24 protein-coding genes are annotated in these 25311 nt (G+C 45.5%); 19 read left to right on the forward strand and 5 right to left on the reverse strand.

The window, feature by feature from the left end; genetic code table 11:
* Positions 1-41: 41 nt before the first annotated feature.
* The 5 genes from ABGV42_RS02415 to ABGV42_RS02435 all read left to right on the forward strand — a co-directional run bounded on the left by ABGV42_RS02415 (position 42) and on the right by ABGV42_RS02435 (position 5874).
* A complete protein-coding gene (locus ABGV42_RS02415; RefSeq protein ID WP_347380218.1) occupies positions 42-467 on the forward strand; it encodes a hypothetical protein in 426 nt (141 codons plus the stop codon).
* A 319-nt stretch (positions 468-786) separates the two neighbouring features.
* On the forward strand, positions 787-1629 hold the full coding sequence (licT, locus tag ABGV42_RS02420; protein WP_347380219.1) for a BglG family transcription antiterminator LicT: 843 nt from the start codon (positions 787-789) through the stop codon (positions 1627-1629).
* A gap of 128 nt (positions 1630-1757) precedes the next feature.
* On the forward strand, positions 1758-3677 hold the full coding sequence (locus tag ABGV42_RS02425; protein WP_347380220.1) for a beta-glucoside-specific PTS transporter subunit IIABC: 1920 nt from the start codon (positions 1758-1760) through the stop codon (positions 3675-3677).
* A gap of 31 nt (positions 3678-3708) precedes the next feature.
* Positions 3709-5172, forward strand: coding sequence for a glycoside hydrolase family 1 protein (locus ABGV42_RS02430; RefSeq protein WP_347380221.1), 1464 nt, complete (start codon positions 3709-3711; stop codon positions 5170-5172).
* Positions 5173-5307: 135 nt separating this feature from the next.
* A complete protein-coding gene (locus ABGV42_RS02435) occupies positions 5308-5874 on the forward strand; it encodes a 5' nucleotidase, NT5C type (protein WP_347380222.1) in 567 nt (188 codons plus the stop codon).
* Positions 5875-5898: 24 nt separating this feature from the next.
* On the opposite strand, the gene ABGV42_RS02440 is transcribed toward ABGV42_RS02435, so the two are convergent.
* A complete protein-coding gene (locus ABGV42_RS02440) occupies positions 5899-6768 on the reverse strand; it encodes an AraC family transcriptional regulator (protein ID WP_347380223.1) in 870 nt (289 codons plus the stop codon).
* 135 nt (positions 6769-6903) lie between these two features.
* Here ABGV42_RS02440 and ABGV42_RS02445 point away from each other — a divergent pair, with 135 nt between their 5' ends.
* The 9 genes from ABGV42_RS02445 to ABGV42_RS02485 all read left to right on the forward strand — a co-directional run bounded on the left by ABGV42_RS02445 (position 6904) and on the right by ABGV42_RS02485 (position 17742).
* Positions 6904-9600, forward strand: a complete 2697-nt coding sequence (locus ABGV42_RS02445; RefSeq protein ID WP_347380224.1) for a family 78 glycoside hydrolase catalytic domain — start codon at positions 6904-6906, stop codon at positions 9598-9600.
* A gap of 80 nt (positions 9601-9680) precedes the next feature.
* A complete protein-coding gene (locus ABGV42_RS02450) occupies positions 9681-9806 on the forward strand; it encodes a hypothetical protein (protein ID WP_431523595.1) in 126 nt (41 codons plus the stop codon).
* 138 nt (positions 9807-9944) lie between these two features.
* Positions 9945-11033 (forward strand): acyltransferase, encoded by a 1089-nt coding sequence (locus ABGV42_RS02455; RefSeq protein ID WP_347380225.1) that lies wholly within the window; start codon positions 9945-9947, stop codon positions 11031-11033.
* 157 nt (positions 11034-11190) lie between these two features.
* Positions 11191-11751: an AAA family ATPase gene (locus ABGV42_RS02460; protein WP_347380226.1), complete on the forward strand. Its 561-nt coding sequence runs from the start codon at positions 11191-11193 to the stop codon at positions 11749-11751.
* A 38-nt stretch (positions 11752-11789) separates the two neighbouring features.
* Entirely contained in the window at positions 11790-12428 is a 639-nt protein-coding gene (locus ABGV42_RS02465; protein ID WP_347380227.1) for a pyridoxamine 5'-phosphate oxidase family protein, read from the forward strand.
* Between the two features lie 28 nt (positions 12429-12456).
* Complete coding sequence (locus ABGV42_RS02470; protein WP_347380228.1) at positions 12457-12762, forward strand: hypothetical protein; 306 nt, start codon at positions 12457-12459, stop codon at positions 12760-12762.
* A gap of 383 nt (positions 12763-13145) precedes the next feature.
* Entirely contained in the window at positions 13146-13985 is an 840-nt protein-coding gene (gene licT, locus ABGV42_RS02475) for a BglG family transcription antiterminator LicT (RefSeq protein ID WP_347383117.1), read from the forward strand.
* 358 nt (positions 13986-14343) lie between these two features.
* The gene (locus tag ABGV42_RS02480; RefSeq protein ID WP_347380229.1) at positions 14344-16266 is read left to right on the forward strand and encodes a beta-glucoside-specific PTS transporter subunit IIABC; all 1923 of its coding nucleotides are present in this window, start codon (positions 14344-14346) and stop codon (positions 16264-16266) included.
* A 33-nt stretch (positions 16267-16299) separates the two neighbouring features.
* Complete coding sequence (locus ABGV42_RS02485; RefSeq protein ID WP_347380230.1) at positions 16300-17742, forward strand: 6-phospho-beta-glucosidase; 1443 nt, start codon at positions 16300-16302, stop codon at positions 17740-17742.
* Between the two features lie 133 nt (positions 17743-17875).
* Here ABGV42_RS02485 and ABGV42_RS02490 read toward each other — a convergent pair whose 3' ends face one another.
* Positions 17876-19036, reverse strand: a complete 1161-nt coding sequence (locus ABGV42_RS02490) for a S8 family peptidase (protein ID WP_347380231.1) — start codon at positions 19034-19036, stop codon at positions 17876-17878.
* Between the two features lie 222 nt (positions 19037-19258).
* Between ABGV42_RS02490 and ABGV42_RS02495 the strand changes: the two genes are divergently transcribed.
* The 4 genes from ABGV42_RS02495 (at position 19259) to ABGV42_RS02510 (ending at position 21624) form a co-directional block, all read left to right on the forward strand.
* On the forward strand, positions 19259-19780 hold the full coding sequence (locus ABGV42_RS02495) for a GNAT family N-acetyltransferase (protein ID WP_347380232.1): 522 nt from the start codon (positions 19259-19261) through the stop codon (positions 19778-19780).
* A gap of 102 nt (positions 19781-19882) precedes the next feature.
* Entirely contained in the window at positions 19883-20341 is a 459-nt protein-coding gene (locus ABGV42_RS02500; protein WP_347380233.1) for an SMI1/KNR4 family protein, read from the forward strand.
* 118 nt (positions 20342-20459) lie between these two features.
* The gene (locus tag ABGV42_RS02505) at positions 20460-21320 is read left to right on the forward strand and encodes a Cof-type HAD-IIB family hydrolase (protein WP_347380234.1); all 861 of its coding nucleotides are present in this window, start codon (positions 20460-20462) and stop codon (positions 21318-21320) included.
* 121 nt (positions 21321-21441) lie between these two features.
* Positions 21442-21624, forward strand: a complete 183-nt coding sequence (locus ABGV42_RS02510; RefSeq protein WP_095357337.1) for a YjfB family protein — start codon at positions 21442-21444, stop codon at positions 21622-21624.
* A 98-nt stretch (positions 21625-21722) separates the two neighbouring features.
* Here ABGV42_RS02510 and ABGV42_RS02515 read toward each other — a convergent pair whose 3' ends face one another.
* A complete protein-coding gene (locus ABGV42_RS02515; protein ID WP_347380235.1) occupies positions 21723-22610 on the reverse strand; it encodes a hypothetical protein in 888 nt (295 codons plus the stop codon).
* A 113-nt stretch (positions 22611-22723) separates the two neighbouring features.
* On the opposite strand from ABGV42_RS02515, the gene ABGV42_RS02520 reads away from it, so the two are divergent.
* Complete coding sequence (locus ABGV42_RS02520) at positions 22724-23416, forward strand: pseudouridine synthase (RefSeq protein ID WP_347380236.1); 693 nt, start codon at positions 22724-22726, stop codon at positions 23414-23416.
* 114 nt (positions 23417-23530) lie between these two features.
* Here ABGV42_RS02520 and ABGV42_RS02525 read toward each other — a convergent pair whose 3' ends face one another.
* Positions 23531-24451: a DMT family transporter gene (locus ABGV42_RS02525; RefSeq protein WP_347380237.1), complete on the reverse strand. Its 921-nt coding sequence runs from the start codon at positions 24449-24451 to the stop codon at positions 23531-23533.
* On the reverse strand, positions 24448-25302 hold the full coding sequence (locus ABGV42_RS02530) for an AraC family transcriptional regulator (protein ID WP_347380238.1): 855 nt from the start codon (positions 25300-25302) through the stop codon (positions 24448-24450). Before ABGV42_RS02530 ends, ABGV42_RS02525 begins: the two co-directional genes overlap by 4 nt.
* Positions 25303-25311 lie beyond the last annotated feature (9 nt).

Consider the following 25311-nt stretch of genomic DNA (forward strand, 5'->3'; position numbering starts at 1 on the left):
GGACATTAACAAATGAATACTTATAAGAAAGAGATGATCCATTGAACACAAAAAGACATTCCCGAAAGCGAAGACGATTAGTGCCTATTATCGGTTTTATACTAGTTATGTTGGCGGGCTATCTTTACTGGACTAGAGTCCAGTTGCAGATTACTCAGGTTGCTTTTGAAACGATTGAACTTGCTCAGGCACCACCAGAGGTGGTGGAGTTATTTGAAGAAAAAGCTAGAAAATTTGAAGTTTTATCTGCTGAGCATGAGGGGTGGACTTACATCTATTATGGAATTGACGAAGGTGACTATTCTACTATAGATGTGAAGTTAACGGAGTTGAAGGAACAGTACCACGCAGAAATAAAGGTTCGACATGCAGCAAGTGAAGAATGGATTAAAAGTTATAAGCTCATACGATTTCAACCGTTAAGTAGCAAGTCCTTGCTTACCGAAGTAAAAGATGAAACCGATTGAATTAGAATGACCAGTATCTATTAGTAAGGTTTCACACAACCGTTCGATGGCAATACTCTAGAGGGACAAACTGAAGAAATACTTGAACTGATGTGAGATTGTTAAGATTAAAGCCCTATTTAAAGGGCATAAACGGTATAAAGCATTCATGTAAATAAGACAGTGGTAGCATTTTTGGTTGACACCGTTTTCAGGTTGTGATAAATTATACCCGAGGCTTGTTACCGGTAATGCGGGCAAAACCACTATGGAAATGATTTATTATTTCTATTTTGGTTTTGCCCTTTTTTTAATCCTCAAAAAAAACGGGTGGTCCAAAATGATTATTAAACAGATATTTAATAACAATATTGTCAGTACCGTGGATGACAAAAATCAGGAGCTGCTGATCCTCGGCCGGGGTATCGGGTTTAAGTTCAAAGTCGGTGATGAGATTGATGAGGAACGGATCGAAAAAGTATTCCGTCTTCAGGATGCATCGATCTACGAGAAGTTCAAGTCCATCGTCACAGAAGTGCCGATTGAAATCCTGCAGGCAACGGATGATATCGTAACGCTAGCACGGACGCAATTGAACAAAACCATCAGTGACGGGATCTATGTCTCGTTGTCGGATCACATTCATTTTGCCTTGCAGCGTATGGAAAAGGGCATGATCACGAGGAATCCGCTTTCCTGGGAAGTTCAGCATTTTTACAAGGCGGAGTACGATGTCGCCCGAGAAGCGCTCACGTTGCTGAAGGAAAGACTGGATATTGATTTTCCCAAGGATGAGATTTGCAACATTGCTCTGCATTTCATCAATGCGGAAGTCAATGATTCCATGAATGATGTGACCCATCTCATGCAGCTGCTTCAGGAAATCATGAATATTATCAAATATCACTTCAATGTCGAATTGGATGAAGATAGCGTCAATTATTTCCGCTTCATCACACATTTGAAATACTTCTGCCAGAGAGTCATTACGCATTCAACTCATGATGATGCAGAGGAGTATTTATACGAGGTGGTTCGGAAAAACTATCCCGAAACCTTCAAATGTATCGGCAAGATCGAAACCTTTATCCATAAGAATTATCAATACGACATGACTCACTCGGAACAGTTATATCTTACGCTCCATCTGGAGCGGTTAATGAAAACCAAGCGAGAAAATTAGGTGTTAATTAAATATTCCCATGGGCTTGTTACTGTTCAATCAGGCAATACCCGAATGAAATGACGCGCACATGACGTGTCGTATTCGTTCGGGTATTTTTTATTGGAAAATACGAGGAGGAAAACATCATGAACCATCAGGAAACGGCACAGGAAATTATTAAAGCCGTTGGGGGAACAAACAACATCAACTCAGTGTACCACTGTATTACCCGGCTTCGCTTTGAGTTGAAAGACAATGACAAAGTGGATAACGGTACACTCAAGAAGCTGGACAAGGTCATGGGGACCAACATCTCCGGTGACCAATTCCAGGTCATTATCGGTAACGATGTACCGAAAGTGTTCGATGCCATGGTGAAAGAACATCCGGCACTGCAGCAGAGTCAGGAAAAGAAAGAAGTCAAATCGGACAAAAATAAAAATGTAATTCTTAAAATATTTGAAACTATTGCAGGGGTCTTTGCTCCGATGCTGCCAGCGATCACCGCTGCTGGTATGCTCAAAGGTTTGCTTGCCTTATTTGTATCTCTCGGCTGGATGTCGGCAGGTACGGATACGTATCGCATTCTCTCAGCGATCGGGGATGGCGTATTCCATTACCTGCCTCTATTGATCGCAGTTAGCGCTGCCCGCAAATTCGGCAGTAATCCGTTTGTTGCGATTGCGCTAGGTACAGCGTTAATGTATCCGGATATGAGCACGCTGCTCTCCAGCGGCGAGTCTGTAGCTTTTATCGGCATTCCGGTAACGGCAGTAAGCTATGCTTCATCGGTTATCCCGATTTTGCTGGCCGTATGGCTCATGTCCTATGTGGAGAAGTGGGTTGACCGCGTAATTCCGGCCGCTCTGAAGCTGCTGCTTGTTCCATTGATCACGTTGCTTGTTATGGTTCCGGTTACGCTGATCGCGATCGGTCCATTAGGTACTTTCGTAGGTAATGGATTGTCCGGCGGTATCAACTGGCTGCTCAATGAAGGTGGACTCATTGCGGGTATCGTGCTTGGCGGCGCAATGGCGCTCATTATTATGACAGGGATGCACTATGCACTCGTTCCAATTATCCTGAGTAACATTGCTACACTGGGCTTTGATAAATTCTTGCCGCTAACGTATATCTCCAATATGGGTCAAGCCGGAGCAACGCTCGGCGTATTTTTCCGTGCAAAAGACAAAAAGCTCAAAACCGTTGCATTGTCTACAAGCTTTACAGCGCTCATGGGTGTAACTGAACCGGCAATGTACGGTGTAAACATGAAGTACAAAAAACCTTTTGCTGCAGCCATGATTGGTAGTGCTGTAGGTGGTGGGTTCGCTCTGGCATTTGGAGCCAAGGCTTATGTACTTGCGGGTAATGGCGGACTTCCTGGACTGCCTTCCCTGATTGGACAGACGTTCTGGTATTCCCTAATTGGGATGATTCTTGCCTTCGTGGTAGGTGCGATTATGTCCACGGTATTCGGAATCAAGGAGGAAGAAGGAGACGCAGAAGCGCTCGCTCAGTTCTCCCCTGGGGCATCTGCTGCGCCAGCAGCAGCGCCTTCCAATGAGTCAGCAGAGGTAAACGTGGACGACCTGGGTGCACCAACGCCGACAAGTAATGCGGTTGCTGTTGCTCCGATGACAGGAAAAGCAATTCCACTGAAAGAAGTCAATGATCCAACGTTTGGCGATGAATTGATGGGTAAAGGTGTTGCATTTGTTCCTAGCGTAGGCGAGCTCGTATCACCAGTGACAGGGACGGTTATGAATGTGTTCAAAACAAAACATGCGATCGTTGTCCGCAGCGATAACGGAATGGAACTTCTGATCCATGTGGGAATCAATACGGTCAAGCTGCGCGGGCAATACTTTGAATCCCATGTTACCGCCGGAACTCGCGTACAGGCCGGTGACAAGCTGCTTTCCTTTGAACTTGATCAAATCGCGAAAGAATATGACATTACAACGGCCATGGTTGTTACGAACACGGCTGACTACCAGGAAATTAAGCCAGTAAACTTGGGTGAGATCACGATGGGTCAAGAGGTGTTGAAAGCCCAGATGTAATTTTAAATTAACGAGAAGAGGAGAGATACGCATGATTAATCGACAAGGATTTCCGGAAGGTTTTCTGTGGGGCGGCGCCATTGCCGCCAATCAGGCTGAAGGTGGATTCGATGCAGGTGGCAAAGGCTGGTCCACGGCGGACATGGTTCCTTATTTTGAGAAAAAAGACTACACCAATCTGAGAGAGCTCATGCATGTGACCACGGCAACCGTTGAGAAAGCCATGTCCCACCACAGTGCGGAGGGTTATCCCAAACGATACGGAATTGATTTTTACCATCGCTTCAAAGAGGATATCGCGCTATTCGCTGAGCTTGGTTTCAAGACATTTCGTCTATCGATCAACTGGCCGCGTATTTTCCCAAACGGTTATGATGCAGAACCTAATGAAGAAGGACTGCGCTTCTATGACGAAGTATTCGATGAACTGCGCAAGCACAACATTGAACCACTCGTAACCCTTTCTCATTATGAAATGCCAATGGCACTGGTACTGAAGTATAACGGCTGGGCTGGTCGGGAAGTCATTGGTCATTTTGTGAGATATGCTGAAACGGTAATGACCCGTTATAAAGACAAGGTTAAATATTGGCTGACATTTAATGAAATCAACACAACCATCATTGAACCCTTCACAGGTGGAGGCATTATCGAAGACCGCGTGGACAACGTGATGCAGGCTTCGTATCAGGCGCTTCATCACCAATTCGTTGCCAGCAGTCTGGTTACGGAAAAAGCACGTCAGATCAATCCGAACTTTCAGATTGGCTGCATGCTTGCTCGTATGATTCACTATCCGGCCACGTCTAAACCGGAAGATGTGTTGCAGGCTCAGATTGATAACCAGTTGAATCTGCTGCATACCGATGTTCAGGTTCGCGGAAGCTATCCAACCTTCATGGCTCGTTACTGGGCTGACCATGGAATTTCTATCGTCATGGAACCAGGGGATGAAGAGATATTGAAAAAGCACACAGTGGATTTCATCTCGTTCAGTTACTACACGTCCTTGGTATCTGCTGTGAATCCTGAGGAATATGGAGTAACTGGGGGCAATCTGTACAGCACCATTAAAAACCCGAATCTGGAGCGTACAGAATGGGGTTGGCAGCTTGACCCAATCGGACTTCGCGTGGTGCTCAAAGAGCTGTATGACCGTTATCAATTACCATTATTCGTTGTGGAGAACGGACTTGGTGCCAAGGATAAGGTTGAAGCTGATGGTTCCATTAACGATGATTACCGGATTGACTACCTGAGAAAACATATTACGCAAATGAAGGAAGCCGTCATGGATGGGGTAGACCTCATGGGTTACACAAACTGGGGAGCGATCGACATCATCAGTGCATCCACTTCCGAGATGTCCAAGCGTTATGGCGTAATCTACGTCGATCAGGACGACAACGGACAAGGTACATTGAATCGTTATAAGAAAAAAAGCTTTGGCTGGTATCAAAAAGTCATTGCTTCCAACGGTGAAGATTTGGCTTAATTCAAGAGGGCAGCCCCAGGCGCAGCATATGAGCGGCGCAGGGGCGCCTTTTTTTATCTAATGGATGTGACTGTAAAAAGAATAGCTTCATGACACCCGGGGTGATATACTGTGTTCGTACTGGGGAGGGATAACATGAAGAAACCAATCATTGCTGTAGACATGGATGATACGATCTGTCATCTGGTCAGGCGAGCCATTTATCACAACAACATCAACTTCCCGACCCATCCGCTGCGTTATGAGGATATGACTCATTGGGATACGTCTCACTTGCGTCATCCGGACAGCACTCATGATGTTTTTTATGGTCGGCCGGGACTGTTTGAGGAATTGGAGCTGTACGACGAGTACGTTGTGGACGAAATGCAAAAGCTGAATGAAGCTTATGATGTTATTATTGTGACGGCAGCAGACCCGAAGACTGTGGTGGAAAAGTGGAACTGGCTTCAGCGGCATATGCCCTTTATTAAGGCGGAGCAGTTTATCACATGTAAACGAAAAAATCTGATTAACTTTGACTTGTTAATTGATGACGGGGCACATAATTTGATTCCTGCCTGGAAAGAGGGAAAGAAAGTCATTTGCATACCTCATCCGTGGAATGGGAGTGAACGTGAACAATATCCGTTTCCCTTGATGTCCAGCTGGAGAGGTGCCAAGGCGTACATAGATGATTTGTTTGAGACTGCGAGTCGATAGTGGAAGTTCCAAAAGTCCAGGACGTCAGGTTCTGGACTTTTTGCGGTATGCTAGTGGGGTTTCCCCTGTAATTCGTTTGAAGACGGCGTAGAATGTATCCACATCCCGATATCCGACCAGCTCAGCGATCAGGCTGACTTTATGCTGTGAATTCTTCAGGAGTTCACGGCTTTTTTGTATGCGCAGATGCTGCAGATACGAGCTGAATGTCTGTCCGGTATAGCTCAGGAACATGCGGCCAATCTGTTTTTCGCTCCAACCCGATTGGTGAGATAGATCGCTCATTCGAATGCGCATGCCAAGATGCTGATCCAGATAATAAAGGATATGTTCAAAATCGGAAGCAGGCCCTTGTTCGCCGTGCTTTTTCTGGTGCAGCTGCCTGAAGGTCGTTACGATGAGCTGGCTAACGAGTGTATATAACATGGTGGAAGAACCGATTCCCGCAACCGAGGTTTCGCGATAGAGCTTCACCATCAATTCTTCAATCTGTCGATTCTGATCGGAGATGGATACATAAGAGACCTTATTGTTGGCCAAATCGATCAGGTGTCTTCGAATGTCTTCTTCCTGAATGGTGACAGACAGTTTATGTATCAGTTCCGTATGGAACAGACAGTTATATATGATGAGCGGATGCTGTGAGATATTGGACGATGATGGACGGAATACATGGGGTACTCCAACGGGGATGACGAACAGCATGCCTTTTTGAACCGGGACTATGTCCTGATCAATGTGATGGAACCCTGCGCCTTCCGCAACATAACTGTATTCCAAGAAATCATGGGCATGGAAAGGGAGGTTAAAATCCTCGGTACATCGATTGACAAAGAGCTGCAGATCAGAGTTGAAGAAGAATTCACTTTTTAACAGATGTACAGATGAATTCACGTCTTAACCTCCTTATGGTCATGGCCGAATTACCGGGTTAAACTGTCCTCATTACCGGGTATTTTCGAGAGCAGGATCAGTATAATTATAGCGTAAGCCTGTGTTGGAAACCACGATGGAAAGGATGTTTACCCCATGTTGACCGTCAGTCATCTTCGTTGCGAATATAGAGTTAATCCGATTGGACTGGATGTAAAGTCACCCAGATTAAGCTGGAAATTACAGTCGGACCAGCGGAACTGTGTTCAATCAGCCTATCAAATTCAGTTATCTCTAACGGAAGGTCATGACCAGACCGAATGGGATTCCGGGAAAGTCATCTCTGATCAGTCCATCCATGTGGAACTGGCTGGTTGGCTGCCCAAGGCACGAACCCGTTATTATTATCGCATTTGTGTCTGGGACGCTGCGGAAGAGCAATCTGCCTGGTCAGAAACAGCATTTTTCGAAATGGGACTGATGGACAGCAGGAATGCCTGGCAGGCTAATTGGATTACGTCAAGACCGGAAGACGAGAACGATACAGCTTGTCCTCGTCTTCGTACCACTTTTGAACTGAAACAAGAAATAACCTCTGCGAGAATTTATGTGACGGCTCTTGGATTGTATGAGCTGCATCTGAATAACAAGAGAGTGGGACAGGATTATTTTACGCCCGGCTGGACCAGTTATGGAAAGCGGTTGCAATACCAGGTTTATGATGTCACAGATCTTCTTCAAGCAGGGGGGAATATTCTTGGTGCAACCCTTGGAGACGGTTGGTATAGAGGTCATTTGGGATGGAATAAGGAAAAAGGAATTTTTGGCGAACATACAGCCTTACTGCTGGAACTCCATATGCACTATGCGGATGGAACGGAAGAAACCATTCTGTCCAATGGGGACTGGATGACTGCGAGTAGTGCCATCCGCATGTCGGATATCTACATGGGGGAGACATATGATGCACGCTTGGAGAGGGATTGGACAGATGACACTTCAACGCTTTGGGTACCTGTGGAGATACTTGAATATACAAAAGACATTATCGTCGCTCAGGAGAATGTACCTGTTACCCAAGTGCAGGAGCTCGAGCCTATCGCCTTACTCACTACCCCGCAGGGAGACCGCGTGCTGGACATGGGGCAAAATATGGTGGGATGGGTGAAATTCAACATCGAGGGTGAGCAAGGGCATACCGTTGAGTTAAGACACGCCGAGATTTTGGACCATGAGGGCAATTTTTATACCGAGAATCTGCGAAGAGCAACACAGTCTATTCGATATATCTTAAAAGGTGAAGGGGTGGAGACGTACGAACCTCATTTCACATTTCAGGGGTTCCGTTACGTTAAGCTCATTGGCTTCGCGGAACCGATAAATCTGGAGGACTTTAGAGGAGTGGTACTGCACTCCGATATGGAGCGAACAAGTGATTTCAAATGCTCCAGCCCGCTTGTAAACCAGCTTCATCACAACATCCTATGGGGACAAAAGGGGAATTTTCTTGACGTGCCGACTGACTGTCCACAGCGGGATGAACGTCTAGGTTGGACGGGCGACGCGCAGATGTTTATTCGGACAGCTTCATATCTAATGAACACGGGCCCCTTCTTCACGAAATGGCTGCGGGATCTTCAGGCAGATCAGGGCGAGGATGGTGGTGTTCCCTTTTTCGTTCCGGATCTAAGAAGTTCAACGTCCGAGGGCTGGGGGGACACCAGTCATTCTTCGGCTGCCTGGGGCGATGCAGCGGTCATCTGTCCCTGGACCATTTACGAGATGTATGGAGATGTCAGACTGCTTGCCGAGCAATATGATAGCATGAAACGTTGGGTTCATTATATTCATGATCAAGGTGATCATCCGTACTTGTGGAACACGGGCTTTCACTTTGGGGACTGGCTGGGACTCGACTCCAAGCCGGACAGCTACATTGGTGCAACGGACAAGGATTTTGTGGCAACCGCGTTCTATGCCTATTCGGTCTCACTCGTGAGAAAGGCGGCCGCAGTTCTTGGAAACGAAGAAGATGAAGCATACTATGAAAAGTTGCATGATCAAATTGTAACTGCATTCCGAGAGGAGTTTGTTACGCCTGCGGGGAAAATTGCGGTTCCTACACAGACAGCTCATGTTCTTGCCCTGCATTTTGAATTACTGGATTCTAAGGCAAGACAGCGGGCCATCGAGCAACTGGGAAAACTGGTTGCAGATGCAGGAAATCATCTGACAACCGGCTTCGTGGGCACACCATATCTGAATCCAGTACTTAGCGATACAGGTCATCATGATCTGGCGTATACGCTGCTCTTTCAGGAAGACTACCCGTCCTGGCTGTATCAGGTAACGAAAGGGGCGACGACCGTCTGGGAACATTGGGACGGGATAAAAGAAGATGGAAGCCTATGGAGTGCAGATATGAATTCATTCAACCATTATGCGTACGGTGCCATTGGAGAGTGGCTATACCGTAATGTTGCAGGCATTCGTTCCGATGAGAAATCTCCGGGCTTTCATGTTGTGCATATCGAGCCGGAGCCTGGTCCGGGTCTGGATTGGGTGGAAGCAAGTCTCGATACGATGTATGGACGTGTGGTATCAAGATGGTATCGCCGGGAACAAAATGAGATGGAAGTGCACGTAACCATTCCCGCCAATGTAACAGGAACCGTTGTTTTGCCGGGTGCAAGCCTTCAGACAGTTATGGAGAGTGGTCTTCCTTTGCATAAGGTGCCTCATCTTCAGGGAGTTCAAACGCCAGAATCTCACGTTAAGATCGCTTTGGGATCAGGCAGCTATCAGTTCACGTATCAATGTATGGAGGAATTGGAAGGCAGGATCGTGAAGTAATACACAGAGCAAAGCATTAGACCTATAAAAAGGATCTGCAAACGCGGATTCTTTTTTCTTTTTATATTAGGGAGATAAGGATGAGGAATTCCCGCAATACCGCTTCCCAAAAGGTCATTCTTCGTAATGGGGGGATCCAGGATCAGGATTATGTGGAGCCGGACGGTAACGTGGTGGAGCCATTCTGGATCGATGTTGTCGAATAATGTTGAATATACAGGAAAAATGACGAAATAATATGGATATCGATTGAATAACCCTCGCAGGCTGATTACAATGAAGCTTAGAATCTGGATTGCGGCCGGAAACTATCATCCCATATCAGTCATAAGTGAGGTTTTATTATGAATCAACCGGTTAATCGGCCCCGGCGTATTGAGTATCTGGATCTTTTTCGTGCTTTTGCCATCATGGCTGTGGTTGCCATCCATGCAACATCCACAGCAGTTGCGCATTATCCCAAGCATTCGCAGGGTCATGATTTTTATTATTTCTGGAACAGTTTTCTGCAATTTGCGGTGCCTGCATTTCTGTTTCTGTCCTCCCTTGTCTTGTTCTATAACTATAGTGCCAGGGTGAAGGATAAGGGTTGGATGTTCGGATTTTATAAAAAGCGTCTGTTATATGTTTTTGTGCCTTATGTGATTTGGTCATTGATATATTTTGGGGTCAAACAGCTGCTGGCAAGTCATGATCCAATGTCTCATTATACGCTTTTCCTTAAACAATTGCTCACAGGAACAGCGCATACGCACTTATACTTTTTTCTTATTATTCTTCAGTTTTATGCGGTGTTTCCGCTGCTCTTATTACTAACCCGGTTTCGTCTATTCAAGCGTTATTTGCCCGTGTTCTTTATTGCAGCGCAAGCTGGCTTCTATGCATTACATCTTCAGTTCCACTTCGAGCGAATGGGGAGTCTTCTGCCGAGTTACCTGATTGTCATTGGGTTTGGCGCGTGGATTGGCATGAACTTTAACATTTCGTTGGAGAAGCTGCGTTCATACCGCAATGTGTTGATCATGGCCTTTTTAAGTGGAGGTTTTATCTTTGTATATGGCAGTGTTTACATAAAAACGTCCTTAGGTGCATCTCCGATCATAACGTATACCTTGCTGTTTTTGTTCCGCAATTTGTTTACACTTTCTGCATGTTTGCTATTGTTGATGGGATGTGAACGAGCAGCGGCCAAAAAAAGGGATCGAGCCCGTCTAATCACTCGCCTCCTGGACTCGCTGGGAACAGTAGCCTTCGGGATATTCTTGATGCATCCATTAGTATTGTTGTTCTGGAGAAGGGAGTTCTCATTGGAACTGGCACAGCATTTTAGTCTTGGCATTATCCTGTCTTATGTCGTTGCCCTGCTGCTTTCATGGGGGATAGCAATTGGATTACGGCGAATGAAATGGGGATGGGCGCTGATTGGACGATAACTTTAGTTTGTATATGTAATAATATGAATAAGAGGTTTTAAGACTCCTGATGAAAAGGGAAGGCTTGAAATCTCTTTTTAATTTGCTTTTAAAGAGGTATTATGGAGAATGCCCAGAAAATTCAAATGGGATAGATCTCCAAATAAGGAGTGGTTGGATGAAGTTTGTCATCATTTTTGGTCCACAAGCTGTCGGGAAAATGACCGTCGGGCAGGAACTGGAGAAGATCACGGATCTGAAGTTGTTTCACAATCACATGACGATTGAACTGGTATCTCCCTATTTCAGTTATGGCACAGCTCAAGGAAAAAGACTTGTGAGTCTGTTTCGCCAGGAAATTTTTGAAGAAGTGGCGAAGAGCGATCTTCCGGGCTTGATATTTACATACGTGTGGGCATTCGATCTGGAACAGGATACAGAATATATCCGTAATATCAGTGAGCTGTTTACCTCTCAAGGCGGGCAGGTGTGTTATGTTGAATTGGAGGCAGATTTGACAGAACGATTGGATCGTAACCGGAGTCCTCATCGGCTGCTGCACAAGGCAACGAAGCGAAATGTAGAATGGTCTGAGCAGGATTTGCTTAATAGCATGCAGAAATATCGACTGAATTCAGCGCCGGGAGAGATCATGCACGAGCACTATATTCGGATTAATAATTCGCACCAGAGCCCTGAAGAGGCAGCGGAAGTAATAAAGAAAAGATTTGAGCTATAATCACATAACTGGTCAGGTCGGATAGAAAGGATGTGGTCATGTTGACCAAAAACATATTTAAAGACATCGTTGAATCGGAAGACGTTCTAAGAGAGATTTGCGGCACCCCCGGAGAACTGGTTAAAAACAAAACGATTACGTATCTGGATGAGCATTGTCAACAATTCATTGCCCGTTCCGGGCTGCTCTTTATGTCAACCAGTGATCGTTCAGGCTCTTGTGATGTATCTCCCCGTGGTGACGGAGAAGGATTTGTACATGTCGTGGATCAGCATCATCTGGTCATTCCGGAACGGCCGGGCAACAGACGATTTGACTCGCTGTTAAACATTTTGTCCAATCCGCATATTGGATTGATTTTTGTTATTCCTGGTCTTGAAGAGACACTGCGTATCAATGGCAGAGCGATGATTATTCGGGATATCGATATGATGAAGCAAATGCAGGCACAGGGCAAAACACCCAAATTAGGTATCGCTGTGATGGTAGAAGAATGTTATATGCATTGTGGCAAAGCGTTTAAACGTTCGCATACCTGGGAACCTGAGAACTGGATCGCCAAGGAGGAATTACCCAAACCAGCACGTATTATCGCTGCGCACGCTGGCAAATTGGGTGTTACGGAGGACGATGTCGTCCGTTCGTTACAAGAATCGTATGAGAAACGATTGTATTAATGTTTACAGTCAAAGGAGTTGAATCATTTTGTTTGTATTCGTCTTGATGATTGCAGGAGCCATTATTAGTATTATGTTTCCGTATGGCACTGTGATCGTCATTGGAATTATTCTCGGTCTTGTGGTGGATAATTATCGGAATACCTTATATATTCGTGAAGATATTCGTTCGATTAAAGAGCATCTGGGGCTCATGAACAACAAGGAAGCAGAAGAATACGAATTCGACAAACAACTGAATCAAGTGGATCAACTCAGTTCTGATGAGATCCGAGTGATCAACAAGCGGATTGAAGCTGAACTGGAGAATGAAAATAGAAATAAAAGAAACTAGGGTAATAAGTCGGTTTCGTACTGCAATTTAATGCAAAAGAAGAGATGGACCACCTTGGGCGGGCAATTTATATGAAGATCCCTCCTTAACCATGAATGGTATGCGAGATTGGCTATAGAACTCGGACACTTAGGTGAGTGGTGATCTTCATTTTTGGAAGTGTTTTTTCAATTCAAGAGGAAATAATGCAAATGCTTTAAGAACATATGAGACAGGCTGAATAAAATATAACAGAACAAACCAAATTAAATTTATTGTTGCACATTGTAGAAAATTGTAATACCATGAACGCACATATCGTTGATATTGAAGTTGAAAAGGGCAGGACCTATTACCTTCTTGAAGGTGTGGCTTGTCTTTTTCTGTATATTGGGGTGGATAAAGTGAAAATCGAGAAGGTGCTGAACAATAACGCTGTGGTTGCCATTCAGGATGAGCGCGAAGTCATCGTCATTGGCCGAGGAATTGCTTTTCAGAAGCGGGCAGGTGATAGAGTCTCCGAGGAGCATATTGACAAGATCTTTACTTTACAAAATGAAGATATTCAGGAAAACTTCAAAACATTAATCTCCAGCATACCGCTGGAATACATGAAAGTTTCCGAAGAGATCATCGCTTATGCCAAACTGAAATTGGGCAAAAAATTGAATGACAGCATCTATCTCCATCTTACAGACCACATTCATTTCGCTATTGAGCGTTATCGCAAAAATCTGCCTATCCGTAATGGATTACTGTGGGAAACGAAGCAGTTGTACAAGGATGAGTACGAAGTGGGACTAGAGGGCCTTAACATGATCTGTGAACAGTTTGGTATCCTATTACCGGAAGATGAAGCCGGATTTATGGCATTGCATTTCGTAAATGCAGCGCTTAACGAAGAAATGCCGAATATTCGAAGCATGACGCAGGTGATGCAAGAGGTGCTGACCATCATCAAGTACCATTTCAAAATGGATTTTGACGAGAACTCGCTGAACTATTACCGATTTGTGACGCATCTGAAATTTTTCGCCCAGCGTCTGGTCAAAGGGAAGCACTATAAAAATAACAATGATGATGAATTGTTTGAACTGATTCAGAAAAAATATCCCGAAGCACACAAGTGCTCAGAGAAAATCAAAAAATTCATCGAAAATAACTACACATATCAACTCACTAACGAGGAAATGATGTATCTATCGATTCATATTGAACGTGTGGTGCACGCCACTTCAGAGTAGCTCAATCGAATCCAAATATTCTCTTAAAAAAACGCTTGCAAAAGATCAGAAGTTATACTATTATTTATCCATAAAGTAAGCGCATACAAAAATCGGATTGTAACTGTTCAATCAGGCAATGCCGGTCACTCCAGGTCAGTAAAGACTGGTTGCAACTTACTTTAAGATGAAGTTGTTGAACGAACAACCGAATATCGCTGTGTACAGCCTTACAGGGTTGCAACCATTAAGGGCAAAACCTGAATTGCTGAATAACACGACTTGTTTCCGGATCATCCGGCACGTTGTGTATGTTCAGTAGTTCAGGTTTTCTTTGTTTCACAAGCATGGGGAGTCTACTTAGAGAGGGAGAATTACTATGAATTATGATCAACTGGCCAAAGACATCCTATCCCGTGTAGGTGGCACTGGAAACGTGAACAGCGTCTTCCACTGTGTAACCAGATTACGTTTTAAACTGAAAAATGAAAGCGTTGCTAAAACAGAAGAGATTAAAAATCTGCCTGGCGTCATTACGGTTATGCAGAGTGGTGGACAGTATCAGGTCGTCATCGGCAATGAAGTACCGGATGTATATAAAGCGATTGTGAAGGTAGGCAACTTGCCGACAGAGGGTCAGGTTGAAGAGACGAAGGAAGAATCGGGGAAAAAAGTAGGCCTGTTCAGCCGATTTATCGACATGATTTCGGGAGTCTTCACTCCGCTGCTCGGTTTGCTTGCTGCAACAGGGATGATCAAAGGTTTTACAGCCATGTTTTTATCCTTCGGGTGGTTGACGAATACGTCAGGAACCTACCATCTGTTGAATGCAACGGGTGACTGTCTGTTCTACTTCTTCCCGGTATTCCTTGGTTATACGGCAATCAAGAAGTTTGGCGGCTCACCATTCCTGGGTATGGCCATCGGTGCGACGCTCGTATATCCGACGCTATCCGGTTTGACTGCAGGAGATCCATTATACACGTTGTTCGCAGGTACATTGTTTGAGTCACCGATTCATATAACATTCCTGGGTATTCCTGTTATCTTGATGAACTATTCATCGTCGGTTATTCCAATTATTATCGCTACATTCTTTGCCGTGAAGATCGAAAGATTCTTCAAAAATGTCATCCCTAAAGTGGTTAGTACATTCCTTGTTCCATTCTTTACCCTGCTTGTTATCGTTCCGGCAACGTTCCTTGTTATTGGTCCAGTATCCACTTGGGCAGGACAGTTGATCGGTGCAGGAGCAACAGGTATCTATGAACTGAGCCCACTTCTTACAGGACTCGTGATTGGCGGTTTGTGGCAAGTGTTCGTCCTGTTCGGTCTCCACTGGGGCCTGGTTCCAGTCATGCTGCTGAACCTCAGTACGTCCGGAGCTGATCCGGTGGTTGCCATGTCGTTCGCTGCTTCCTTTGCTCAAATTGGTGCGGTACTTGCAGTCATGTTGAAAACTAAAAATGCCAAACTGAAATCATTGAGTATTCCGGCCTTCATTTCAGGCATCTTCGGTGTAACCGAGCCGGCGATCTATGGTGTGACGCTTCCACTCAAAAAACCGTTTATCATGAGCTGTGTTGCAGGTGGTATTGGCGGCGCCATTCTGGGATTCTTCGGTTCGAAAATGTACATGTTCGGCGGACTCGGCGTATTCGGTTATCCGACGTTCATTAACCCGGCCACAGGTGTTGATTCGGCATTCTATATGGCACTTGTAGCAACAGCCGTTGCGTTCGTACTTGGTTTCGTTCTTACGTATGTCGTTGGTTTCAAGGAAGCTGCAGCACCAGCATCTGCTCCGGCAGCTGCGCCAGCACCTGCACTGGATCCGAATCCGAACAGCAAATACGAAATTTTCAGCCCAATGGCAGGCGAAGTCGTTCCATTGAAGGAAATTAACGACATTACGTTTGCTGGTGAGCACATGGGTAAAGGGATTGCGATTCGACCAACAAGTGGCCGAGTGGTATCGCCAATCACTGGTGTCGTACAAACGGTGTACCGCACGAAGCATGCCATTGGACTGGTGACAGATGACGGTGTAGAAATGCTGATCCATATTGGACAAGATACGGTACAACTGAAAGGTCAACATTTCAATGCTCATGTGAAAGATGGAGACCGCGTTAACGCAGGTGATCTGATTATGGAATTTGATCTGCAGGCCATCAAGGATGCCGGTTATGAGACGGTTACCCCGATTATTATTACGAATACTTCAAATTACCTGGATGTTGTGGGCACCGAAAATGCATCGGTGAACGAAAAAGACAAATTGCTGACCGTGCTTGGTTAAGTCAACGTTTGGATGAATAGGAGGACAACCTTGATGTTTGAAAAGCTAACTTCCTTCCCGGAAAATTTTCTCTGGGGAGGAGCAACAGCGGCAAATCAGCTGGAGGGAGCCTATCTGGAAGGGGGAAAAGGATTGACTACGGTCGATCTGATCCCTGTCGGGCCCAAACGATTCCCTATTGCCATGGGGAACCTTGACTCATTCGAGCCACAAGAGGGCGAGTTCTACCCTTCTCATGAAGCCATTGATTTCTATCATCGGTACAAGGAAGACATAGCTTTATTTGCCGAAATGGGGTTCAAATGTTTAAGACTTTCGATCGCCTGGTCCCGGATCTTCCCGAACGGGGATGACGCCGAGCCCAATGAGGCAGGCCTGCAATTCTATGATGATGTTTTCGATGAATTGTTGAAATATAATATCGAACCGGTCGTAACTATTTGTCATTTCGATGTACCTGTACATCTCGTGCAAACTTATGGCGGTTGGAAAAACCGGAAGATGATTGGCTTTTTTGAAACCTATGCGAAGACGTTATTCAATCGATATAAGGACAAAGTAAAATACTGGATGACGTTTAACGAAATCAACATGCTTCTGCATCTCCCGTATATCGGAGCAGGTATAGTCCTGCAAGAGGGAGAGGACAAGCAGCAGATCCTGTATCAGGCGGCGCATCATGAATTGGTAGCCAGTGCACTCGCCGTCAAGGCAGGTCACGAGATTATTCCCGGTGCACAAATCGGGTGTATGCTGGCCGCAGGTACGGTCTATCCTTACACCTCCAACCCAGAGGACGTATGGAAGGCGATGGAGCAGGATCGTGAGTCTTTTTTCTTCATTGATGTTCAGTCCAAAGGGGCATATCCCGGCTACACCAAGCGTTTCTTCAGAGAAAACGGCATTCATATCGAGATGCAGCCGGAAGATGCCGATCTTCTTATGCAGAATACAGTGGACTATATTGGCTTCAGCTATTATGCAAGCCGCTGCACAAGCACAGATCCGGAGATATTGAAAGACTCCACCGAAGGCAATGTATTTGGTTCCGTGAAAAACCCATATCTTGATGCATCGGAGTGGGGATGGACGATTGACCCGAAAGGACTGCGAATCACCTGCAATCAGCTGCATGATCGCTACGGCAAGCCACTATTCATTGTGGAAAACGGACTTGGCGCTACCGATGTATTGCTGGACAATGATACGGTGGAAGATGATTATCGCATTGACTATCTGGACCGTCATTTTGCCGAGATGGCAGAAGCCATTCAGGACGGAGTCGAGATCATTGGATATACGAGCTGGGGCCCGATTGATTTGGTCAGCGCAGGTACAGGAGAAATGAAGAAACGTTACGGTTACATCTATGTAGACCGAAACAATGACGGTACGGGTTCGCTGAGAAGGGTGAAAAAGAAAAGCTTCCACTGGTATAAAGACGTCATTGCTACTCATGGTGCACAATACTTCTAAGCGCTGTCCTGTAAATGAAATTCATAAAAAAAGGAGGAGCAATCTCGTGTTACACACGGATTTGCTCCTCTTCTGTTCCAACGAAACAGGATCTTGGAAAATTGACCTATAAATGTTCATATAAGAGAATTAATTAAGGGACTTGCAGACTCCGTTGTGCATTTAGCCTGCCATACTGCCAATAGACCCCGGAACCGGATACGGGATCGGAGGCAAAGCACAATGCATCGCGGATCTGGGCATTGGTTTTGCCTTGGGCAGCAAGCAAGGCAGCCGCACCTGCGACCTGTGGGGCAGCCATTGATGTACCGCTCATATATGCGTACGAGCTGCCGAGGTATGTGGACAATATGCTGTCTCCGGGAGCAGCCATGTCAACCCATGCACCGTAATTGGAGAAATTCGATTTCAGATCGGAAGCATTGGTGGAAGCGACCGCGATGACGTTGGGATAGGAAGCGGGTACGATTGGATACGAAGTGTTGTCATTTCCGGCAGCGGCAATAATGACTGCTCCGCGGTCCCAGGCATACTGTACTGCAGCCTGCAAAAAGGCATCGCTGACAGGTCCGCCTAGGCTCAAATTGACAACTTGTATACCATTGTTGGCAGCATAGACCAGCCCGTTTCCGACATTGCCCATGGTTCCCATTCCGCTATCATCCAGAACACGAATGGGTACGATGGACGCAAGCGGAGCAACGCCAGCGATGCCAGCTCCATTATTCGTGACGGAAGCCGCAATTCCGGCCACATGTGTGCCGTGTCCGTTTCCATCCTCGGGAATGGCGTCATAGCTGACATAGTCATAACCTGGAAGGAGCTTGCTGGCAAGCTCGGGGTGGTTTAGCTGCACTCCGGTATCAATAATGGCAATTTTGATGGAGCTGTTGCTTTGGCTAATATCCCAAGCCGCAGGTGCGTTAATCTTTTGCAGGTTATTCTGATAAGGGAAGTAGGGGTCATTCGGGGTATAGGATGCCTGAACGAAGTAATTGGGTTCTACATGTTCAATGAGTTCATGATCCTTATAGTTCTTGAGCATGCGATGCATGATTCTGTTTGATTCTACCCGATACCAGCCGAGATCCTCATAAGTTTCGGCAACTTTGCATCTTCCTTTTTTATGCAGAGTGTGCATTTGATCTGCCGTGGTGCCGTCTTTAAATTTGATCAAGAGCTGCTTGGGAGCATGGGGATGAAACTTTCGCGTTTCAAGGATATCTTCTACGTAACGATATACAAATCCCAGCATGAGCAGAAATGCAGCAGAGATACCCAGCCATAGCCACATCGCTTTTTCCCCCTTGTGAGTTTGATTTGGTAACACGTCTTATCGTATGCAGAGTCTCTCAAATCGCGCGGGCTTTCTATCATTTTGGATAGGAGTGCAGCTAGATTGATAGAAGAAATTAAATTAGGTAAGATGATGGAAGAGAGCGAGCTCACCAAGAATGCGGGTTCGGGTAGTTGCTATAAGCCAAGCTCTAATCTATAGGATAGGAATGAAAATATTGTGACACAGCTTCAGACGGTGCCCAAAATAATGAAGGTTCAGCTCCATCAGATTGAGCAAGCAGTTGATTTTGCCATGCGTGTCCGCAGAGAAGTATTCCCAATGATGAATCATGAACAGATACCTGTGGATCTGGCGCAATTTAGAGAACATTATATGGAGACAGCGGGTGCGGTCTTTCTGGTAGCTGTAACGGAGGAAGCGGGCATTGTAGGCTCCATCGGTACTTTGCCATATGATGGTCGGATTCAGGTGATCGAAGGTCGGTATCCGGATCAATCCGCAGCTGAAATTGTAAAATGTTATGTCGATCCTGTCTATCGCAGATACGGTATTGGTTCACTTTTGATAAAAGAGCTGGAGCGTGTGGTAAGAGAAATGCCGTACACCATGTTATATCTACATACCCACCGTTTCTTGCCTGGGGCCGTGGATTTCTGGGAACGTCAAGGATTTACAATTGTGACCGAAGAGCATAATGAGTGGCAAATTGTGCATATGGAGAAGCCAGCTGAGAAGTGATCTTTACTGTAAAGAAGCTAGCAATGATCAAGTCAAAGCAAGCAAACGAGCACAGTTGGTAACGCTCAAATCGAAAACGCCTGAGATCGGAGAGATGTATCTATGTTGACAAGTCTGATTGAAAAACTGAAGCATACCGAGGCTATACGCTGGTTCCCCAATCATCAGGTTCAGGAGAGCTGGATTATCGAAGTAGAACAGGAACTAGGCTTCGCATTGCCTCCTTCCTATCGCTGGTGGCTCCTGAATTATGGCCAGGCGATGTTAAGCGGCACAGAAATTCTAACCGTTGCGCCTCCAGAGGACCGAGAATATGCAGACACGGATATTCTGTACATATACCGGCTTGCTGATGAACAGGCGAAGCAGGAAGGCAAGTTGGAACTGTTTATTCCGGATGAGGACGAGTATTACTACTTTGATACACGAATCGCTGATGACCGTGGGGAATACAAGGTTATGCGGCTGGATTATTTTAATGGCGAGCCTGAAGTGTATGCGGACTCCTTCGCCGAATTTTTGGAGAAATTAATTGATCAACGAACCCCTCGGAATCCGTAATTTCACTATGCTGTTTATGTGCTAAGACCGGCTCGTTGGGAAATCATAAAGGAATAAGTATTTTGGCATGAATGGATGGATACAACATGGCTTGAGACATAATGGGGGGCAGATTCAGATGAACACACGGACACGTAAGATAGTCTTTATCGATATTGATGGCACACTTGTGGATGATGATGGGAACATACCTGTTTCAGCTCAGAAGGCTTGCAGGCAGGCACGTGCCAATGGACATCTGCTTTATTTGTGCACAGGGCGTTCCAAGGCGGAGATCTATGATTCCATCTGGGACGTCGGATTCGACGGACTGATTGGTGCAGGTGGCGGATACGTGGAATTTGGCAATGACGTACTATATCATAAAAAGGTAACGGCTGAAGATGTTCGGCATATGGTCGATTTTTTCAATGAACATGAGATTGATTTCTATCTGGAATCGAATTCGGCTTTATATGCCAGTGCCAAGCTTCAGCCTCATCTGGAACGTCGTATTTATGGTGATGTGGAGAATGATCCGACAGCCAGAGCGAAAAAGGAACAGAAGCCACATCCCTTTATTGCGGGACTGACTTACGGTGAAACTGACTTATATAAGGATGATGTCAATAAGGTTTGTTTTCTGGAAAGTGCTGTGGTTCCATTCGATCGGATCAAGCAGGAGTTTCAGGGCAAATTCGAGGTTATCCAATGCACCGTACCCATCTTTGGTGAGGGAAGCGGGGAACTTATGATTCCTGGCATACACAAAGCGATTGCGATTGCAGATCTGTTGGAACATCTGGGCATGTCTCGTGAAGACACATTGGCCATCGGGGACGGCATGAATGACGCGGAGATGCTGGAGTTTTGCAATGTGGGTATTGCCATGGGTAATGCAAAGCCGGGTCTGAAAGCCATTGCCGATGACATGACTGGGACCATTGAGGAGGACGGGCTGTATCACAGTTTTGTGAAGTATGGCTTGATTCAGTTTTAACCTTCTTGAGATCCTCCCTCCTGAATCGGATCATGGCGTGCGTTAGATTACATAATTCATGTGCAATATCCGATATATATTAGGTACGCTCATTTACTAGATACATAAAGGAGTGCAGAACATGGATATTGCAGCATTATCAATGGCCATGAGTCAAACGTCGCTGGCGCAGTCAGCGAGTTTACAGGTGATGTCATTGTCGAAAAACATGGCAGAACAACAAGGTCAACAGCTTACGGAAATGTTAAAATCAGTTCCAGCCCCACATCCGAATCTGGGAAGTAGTCTGGATATTTCAGTTTAGACATTTTCTAAGAAATGCATGTTCAAAAACAATTGCAGCAAGCGAACCCAAACGGTTTCAATTCATCGAATTGAAGCTGTTTGGGTTGTTTTTTACGATTAGGAATGATGTAAGATCATATTTCCAAAAAGCTGACGGGCCTTGTCCCAATCAACGCCAAGTTTACCCTGCCACCCGGCCCATGGCATCTCCATGTCGGAGCGGCCTTTCGTATTGTTGAGCAGTAACTCGGCATTCAGCAGCTCTTCTATATTGGTCCAGTGATCGGGACTAAGGGAGAGAATCTGGTTCGGCAGAACACCTACTCTGGATAAAGATTTCAATATGCCGCGGCGGATGCCAGCCTGTCCTTTGATCAATTTCTCGGCTGTGAGCCGTTTCTCGTATTTTCCCGGAGATTCCTCGCTCTCTGCCTGATCCAAACTATGAAGCAGTTGATTGAAGGTGTGAATGTCCTCTTCACTCGGTGTAATGGATTCATGTTCAAGTAGGGAAACTAGCTCTGTCAAATCAGCATATGTCCCTAAACTATTCGAGCTGTAATCGTGTCCCAAGTGAACGGCATAGCGAATAAAGGACAAATTATCCCATGCGTCATTGCTGCTACGGCTTAAACCGCAGTATTTACAACAATGGAATTGTTTCGCTTCTTCATAAGCATGGTGCTGCATGTGAATCATCATATGATAGCTTCCTAGTGTAGTTATGCCTCGAGGGTAACTTCCACCTACACCCGCCACAAATGCATTGGTGATTGTGGTCCAGGATAGATGTTCATTTTGCTGCAAATCGATTAATTTTTGAATGATCTCATCATGGGTAATCAACTCCAGATCATTCGGTACCCAGCCGTGCGTAAGTAATACTTCTTGTTCGGCAGCAGTGAGTGTATCGGTTTGATATACCATCACTTGACGCTCCCTGTCGTACTTGCCATTGGCATGCAGATACAGCTTTTTAAGTACTCTCATGCATTTTTTGTCCATGAGTCTCTCCCCAAAGTTTAGTTGCTTGTCCTAAGTACTTTCGCATAAACTTCATTGCTTCATTTCATTATAAGTGAGATGATGGCAATATTACAGATGAGAAGCGGTGGAACATGCGAATTAATAAATACATAAGTGAAACGGGTTTCTGCTCACGGAGGGAGACTGACCGCTTCATTGCAGCCGGACGTATTACGATTAATGGTAAGGTATGTGTAAAAGGGGCCGAGGTTGAATCAGAAGATATCGTTCTGATTGATGGTAAGGACATTCCTCAGGTTGATCGTCAACCTGTATACCTGGTTTTGAACAAACCGATAGGTATTGTATGTACGGCAGCACAACAGGTCGAGGGGAATATTATACAGTATGTAAATTATCCATCACGCATTTTTGCCGTAGGAAGGCTGGATAAAGCCTCGGAGGGGTTGATTTTGCTTACGAACGATGGAGAGATTGTCAACAAAATGATGCGTTCAGAGCATAATCATGAGAAAGAGTACGTGGTGACCGTGGATAAACCTGTGACAGACGAATTCTTAAGAGCCATGTCCCAAGGGGTGGAGATTCTGGGCGTGGTAACCAAACCATGCGAGGTCGTTCGCCACAGCGAGAATGTGTTTCGAATCATTCTGACTCAGGGGCTTAACCTGCAAATTCGCAGAATGTGCAAAGCCCTGGGATACAGAGTACTGAAACTCGAGCGCATCCGAATTATGAATTTAACGCTGGATCAGCTGGAACGAGGACAATGGAGACATTTGGAGAAGCATGAACTGAATACGCTGCTAGCCAGGCTGAAATAGGCAATTCCCCCTAGTTAGAGGGAATAACATTTTTGCGCAAAAGAGATAAGTCATTGCAAAGAAGGCACCAATCCTGAATGGATGTGCCTTTCTTTGCGTCCCAATGACAAGAGTTTAATGGATCTCGGACAACTTCGACCCGCGGACACGCTTGCGAACTTTTCGTTCTGAGAGGGTTGAACCCAGGAGCGTTAACACAGCACCAAGCATGGTGATCCAAGTGATGGGTTCATGCAGCAGCAGTGCAGAGGCCAGCAATGTGATGACAGGCACCAAATAAATGTAAACGCTAGTTTTGACCGCACCCAGCAGGCTTACCGCCCTATTCCAGGTTACAAAACACAACGCAGAGGCGCCTACCCCGAGAAAAAGCAGATTGGAAAGGTTGGTCAGGTCGGCTAACCGCTCCAGGTTGAAACGGAAGTCGAACAGGAACAAGGCAGGGAGCATGAATAAAAGCCCGTAAAAGAATATTTTGCGTGTCGCACCAATGGTGTGATAGCGAAGCTCGCCTATTTTACGCATAAGAACGGAATAGATCGCCCATACGGCAGGGGCTACAAAAGCAAGCAGATCGCCCAGCGGATTCAGCTGCAGCTTGAAAGTCCCATTAAACGCGATAAGTACAATCCCTGTCATAGCAACACCAAAACCGATGATAAAACGCTGGGATAACGGCTCATCCTTCAGGAAGAAATGCGCAAGCAGCGCGGTGAAGAAAGGGGCGATAGAAACAATGACACCTGCGTTGGAAGCCAGTGTGTATACAAGCGCGATATTTTCAATCAAAAAATACAAGGTGACTCCACACAGTCCGGCCGCCATAAAAAGGATCTCTTCCCGAATCGATGATACCCGCATCACACGTGGGTAGATCAGGAACAACACCACATATCCAATCAAAAAACGGAAAAACAAAATTTCCACAGGTGTAAAGTCGATGAGCAGAATTTTAGTGGAGATAAAGGTGGTCCCCCAGATTAAAATGGTACACAAGGCGAGCAGGTGACCAACCGTATTTTGGTTTTGAGTCATCGTAAAACACGGTCCTGCAGCCGATTGGAGTCAACTTCGTGGTTAAAGATCCGGCGATATTGTTTGGGCGTCAAGCCGATAAGTTTTTTGAAAAAGTTCGTAAAATGGCTTTGATCGCTGAATCCTGTCCTGGCGGATACGTCAATCGGCAGCTGTCCTTGTTCCAATAAGCGCTTGGCCTGGTTAATACGAATGGTTTCCAGATAACGATAAGGTGAGATGCCTTTTTGGTGAGTAAATACACGAACCAGGTGATATTTGCTCATTCCACTTAACTCGGCTAACTCATTCAGCGATATACTTTCCATGTAGTGAGACTCTATGTATTCGCAAATACGCTTGATCTCGGTCGTGACATCCTGAGAAGAGATGGGCGATTCAGCATCCGCATAATCCCGAAGCAGCTGTTCCAACAGCAAGAGCAACAGTTCTTCTTTGCCAAAATCGGATTGCTCCTCCAAAATCATCAAATGAAGGTCATGCAAAGAGCCAACAAGTTCGTGTTGATAGAGAACCGGTGCCGTGAAGCGCGGCAAATAATCTTGTGCGGTAATTTCTCGTGTGTATTCTCTCATGACCTCAGGCTGGATGTTAATACAGCGATAATCGAGCGTTCTTCCGTCAATCTGTTCACAGGCATGAGGGTCATGAGGATTAAAAACGATCATGTCACCTGTATTCAGCACATACTCCTGATTATTACATACCAGATGTCGTTTGCCCTGCTCAATAAAACCAATGACATAATAGTCATGAAAGTGATTGGGGAATTTCTGCATGATTCCTTGGAATTGATAAGCTTCAAGCCGTAGATCGGTATCAAATACAACGGTTCTTACTTCGCGGTTCATGGTGCACCT

Origin of the sequence: Paenibacillus pabuli, assembly GCF_039831995.1 — a bacterium.
GTDB lineage: Bacteria > Bacillota > Bacilli > Paenibacillales > Paenibacillaceae > Paenibacillus > Paenibacillus pabuli_C.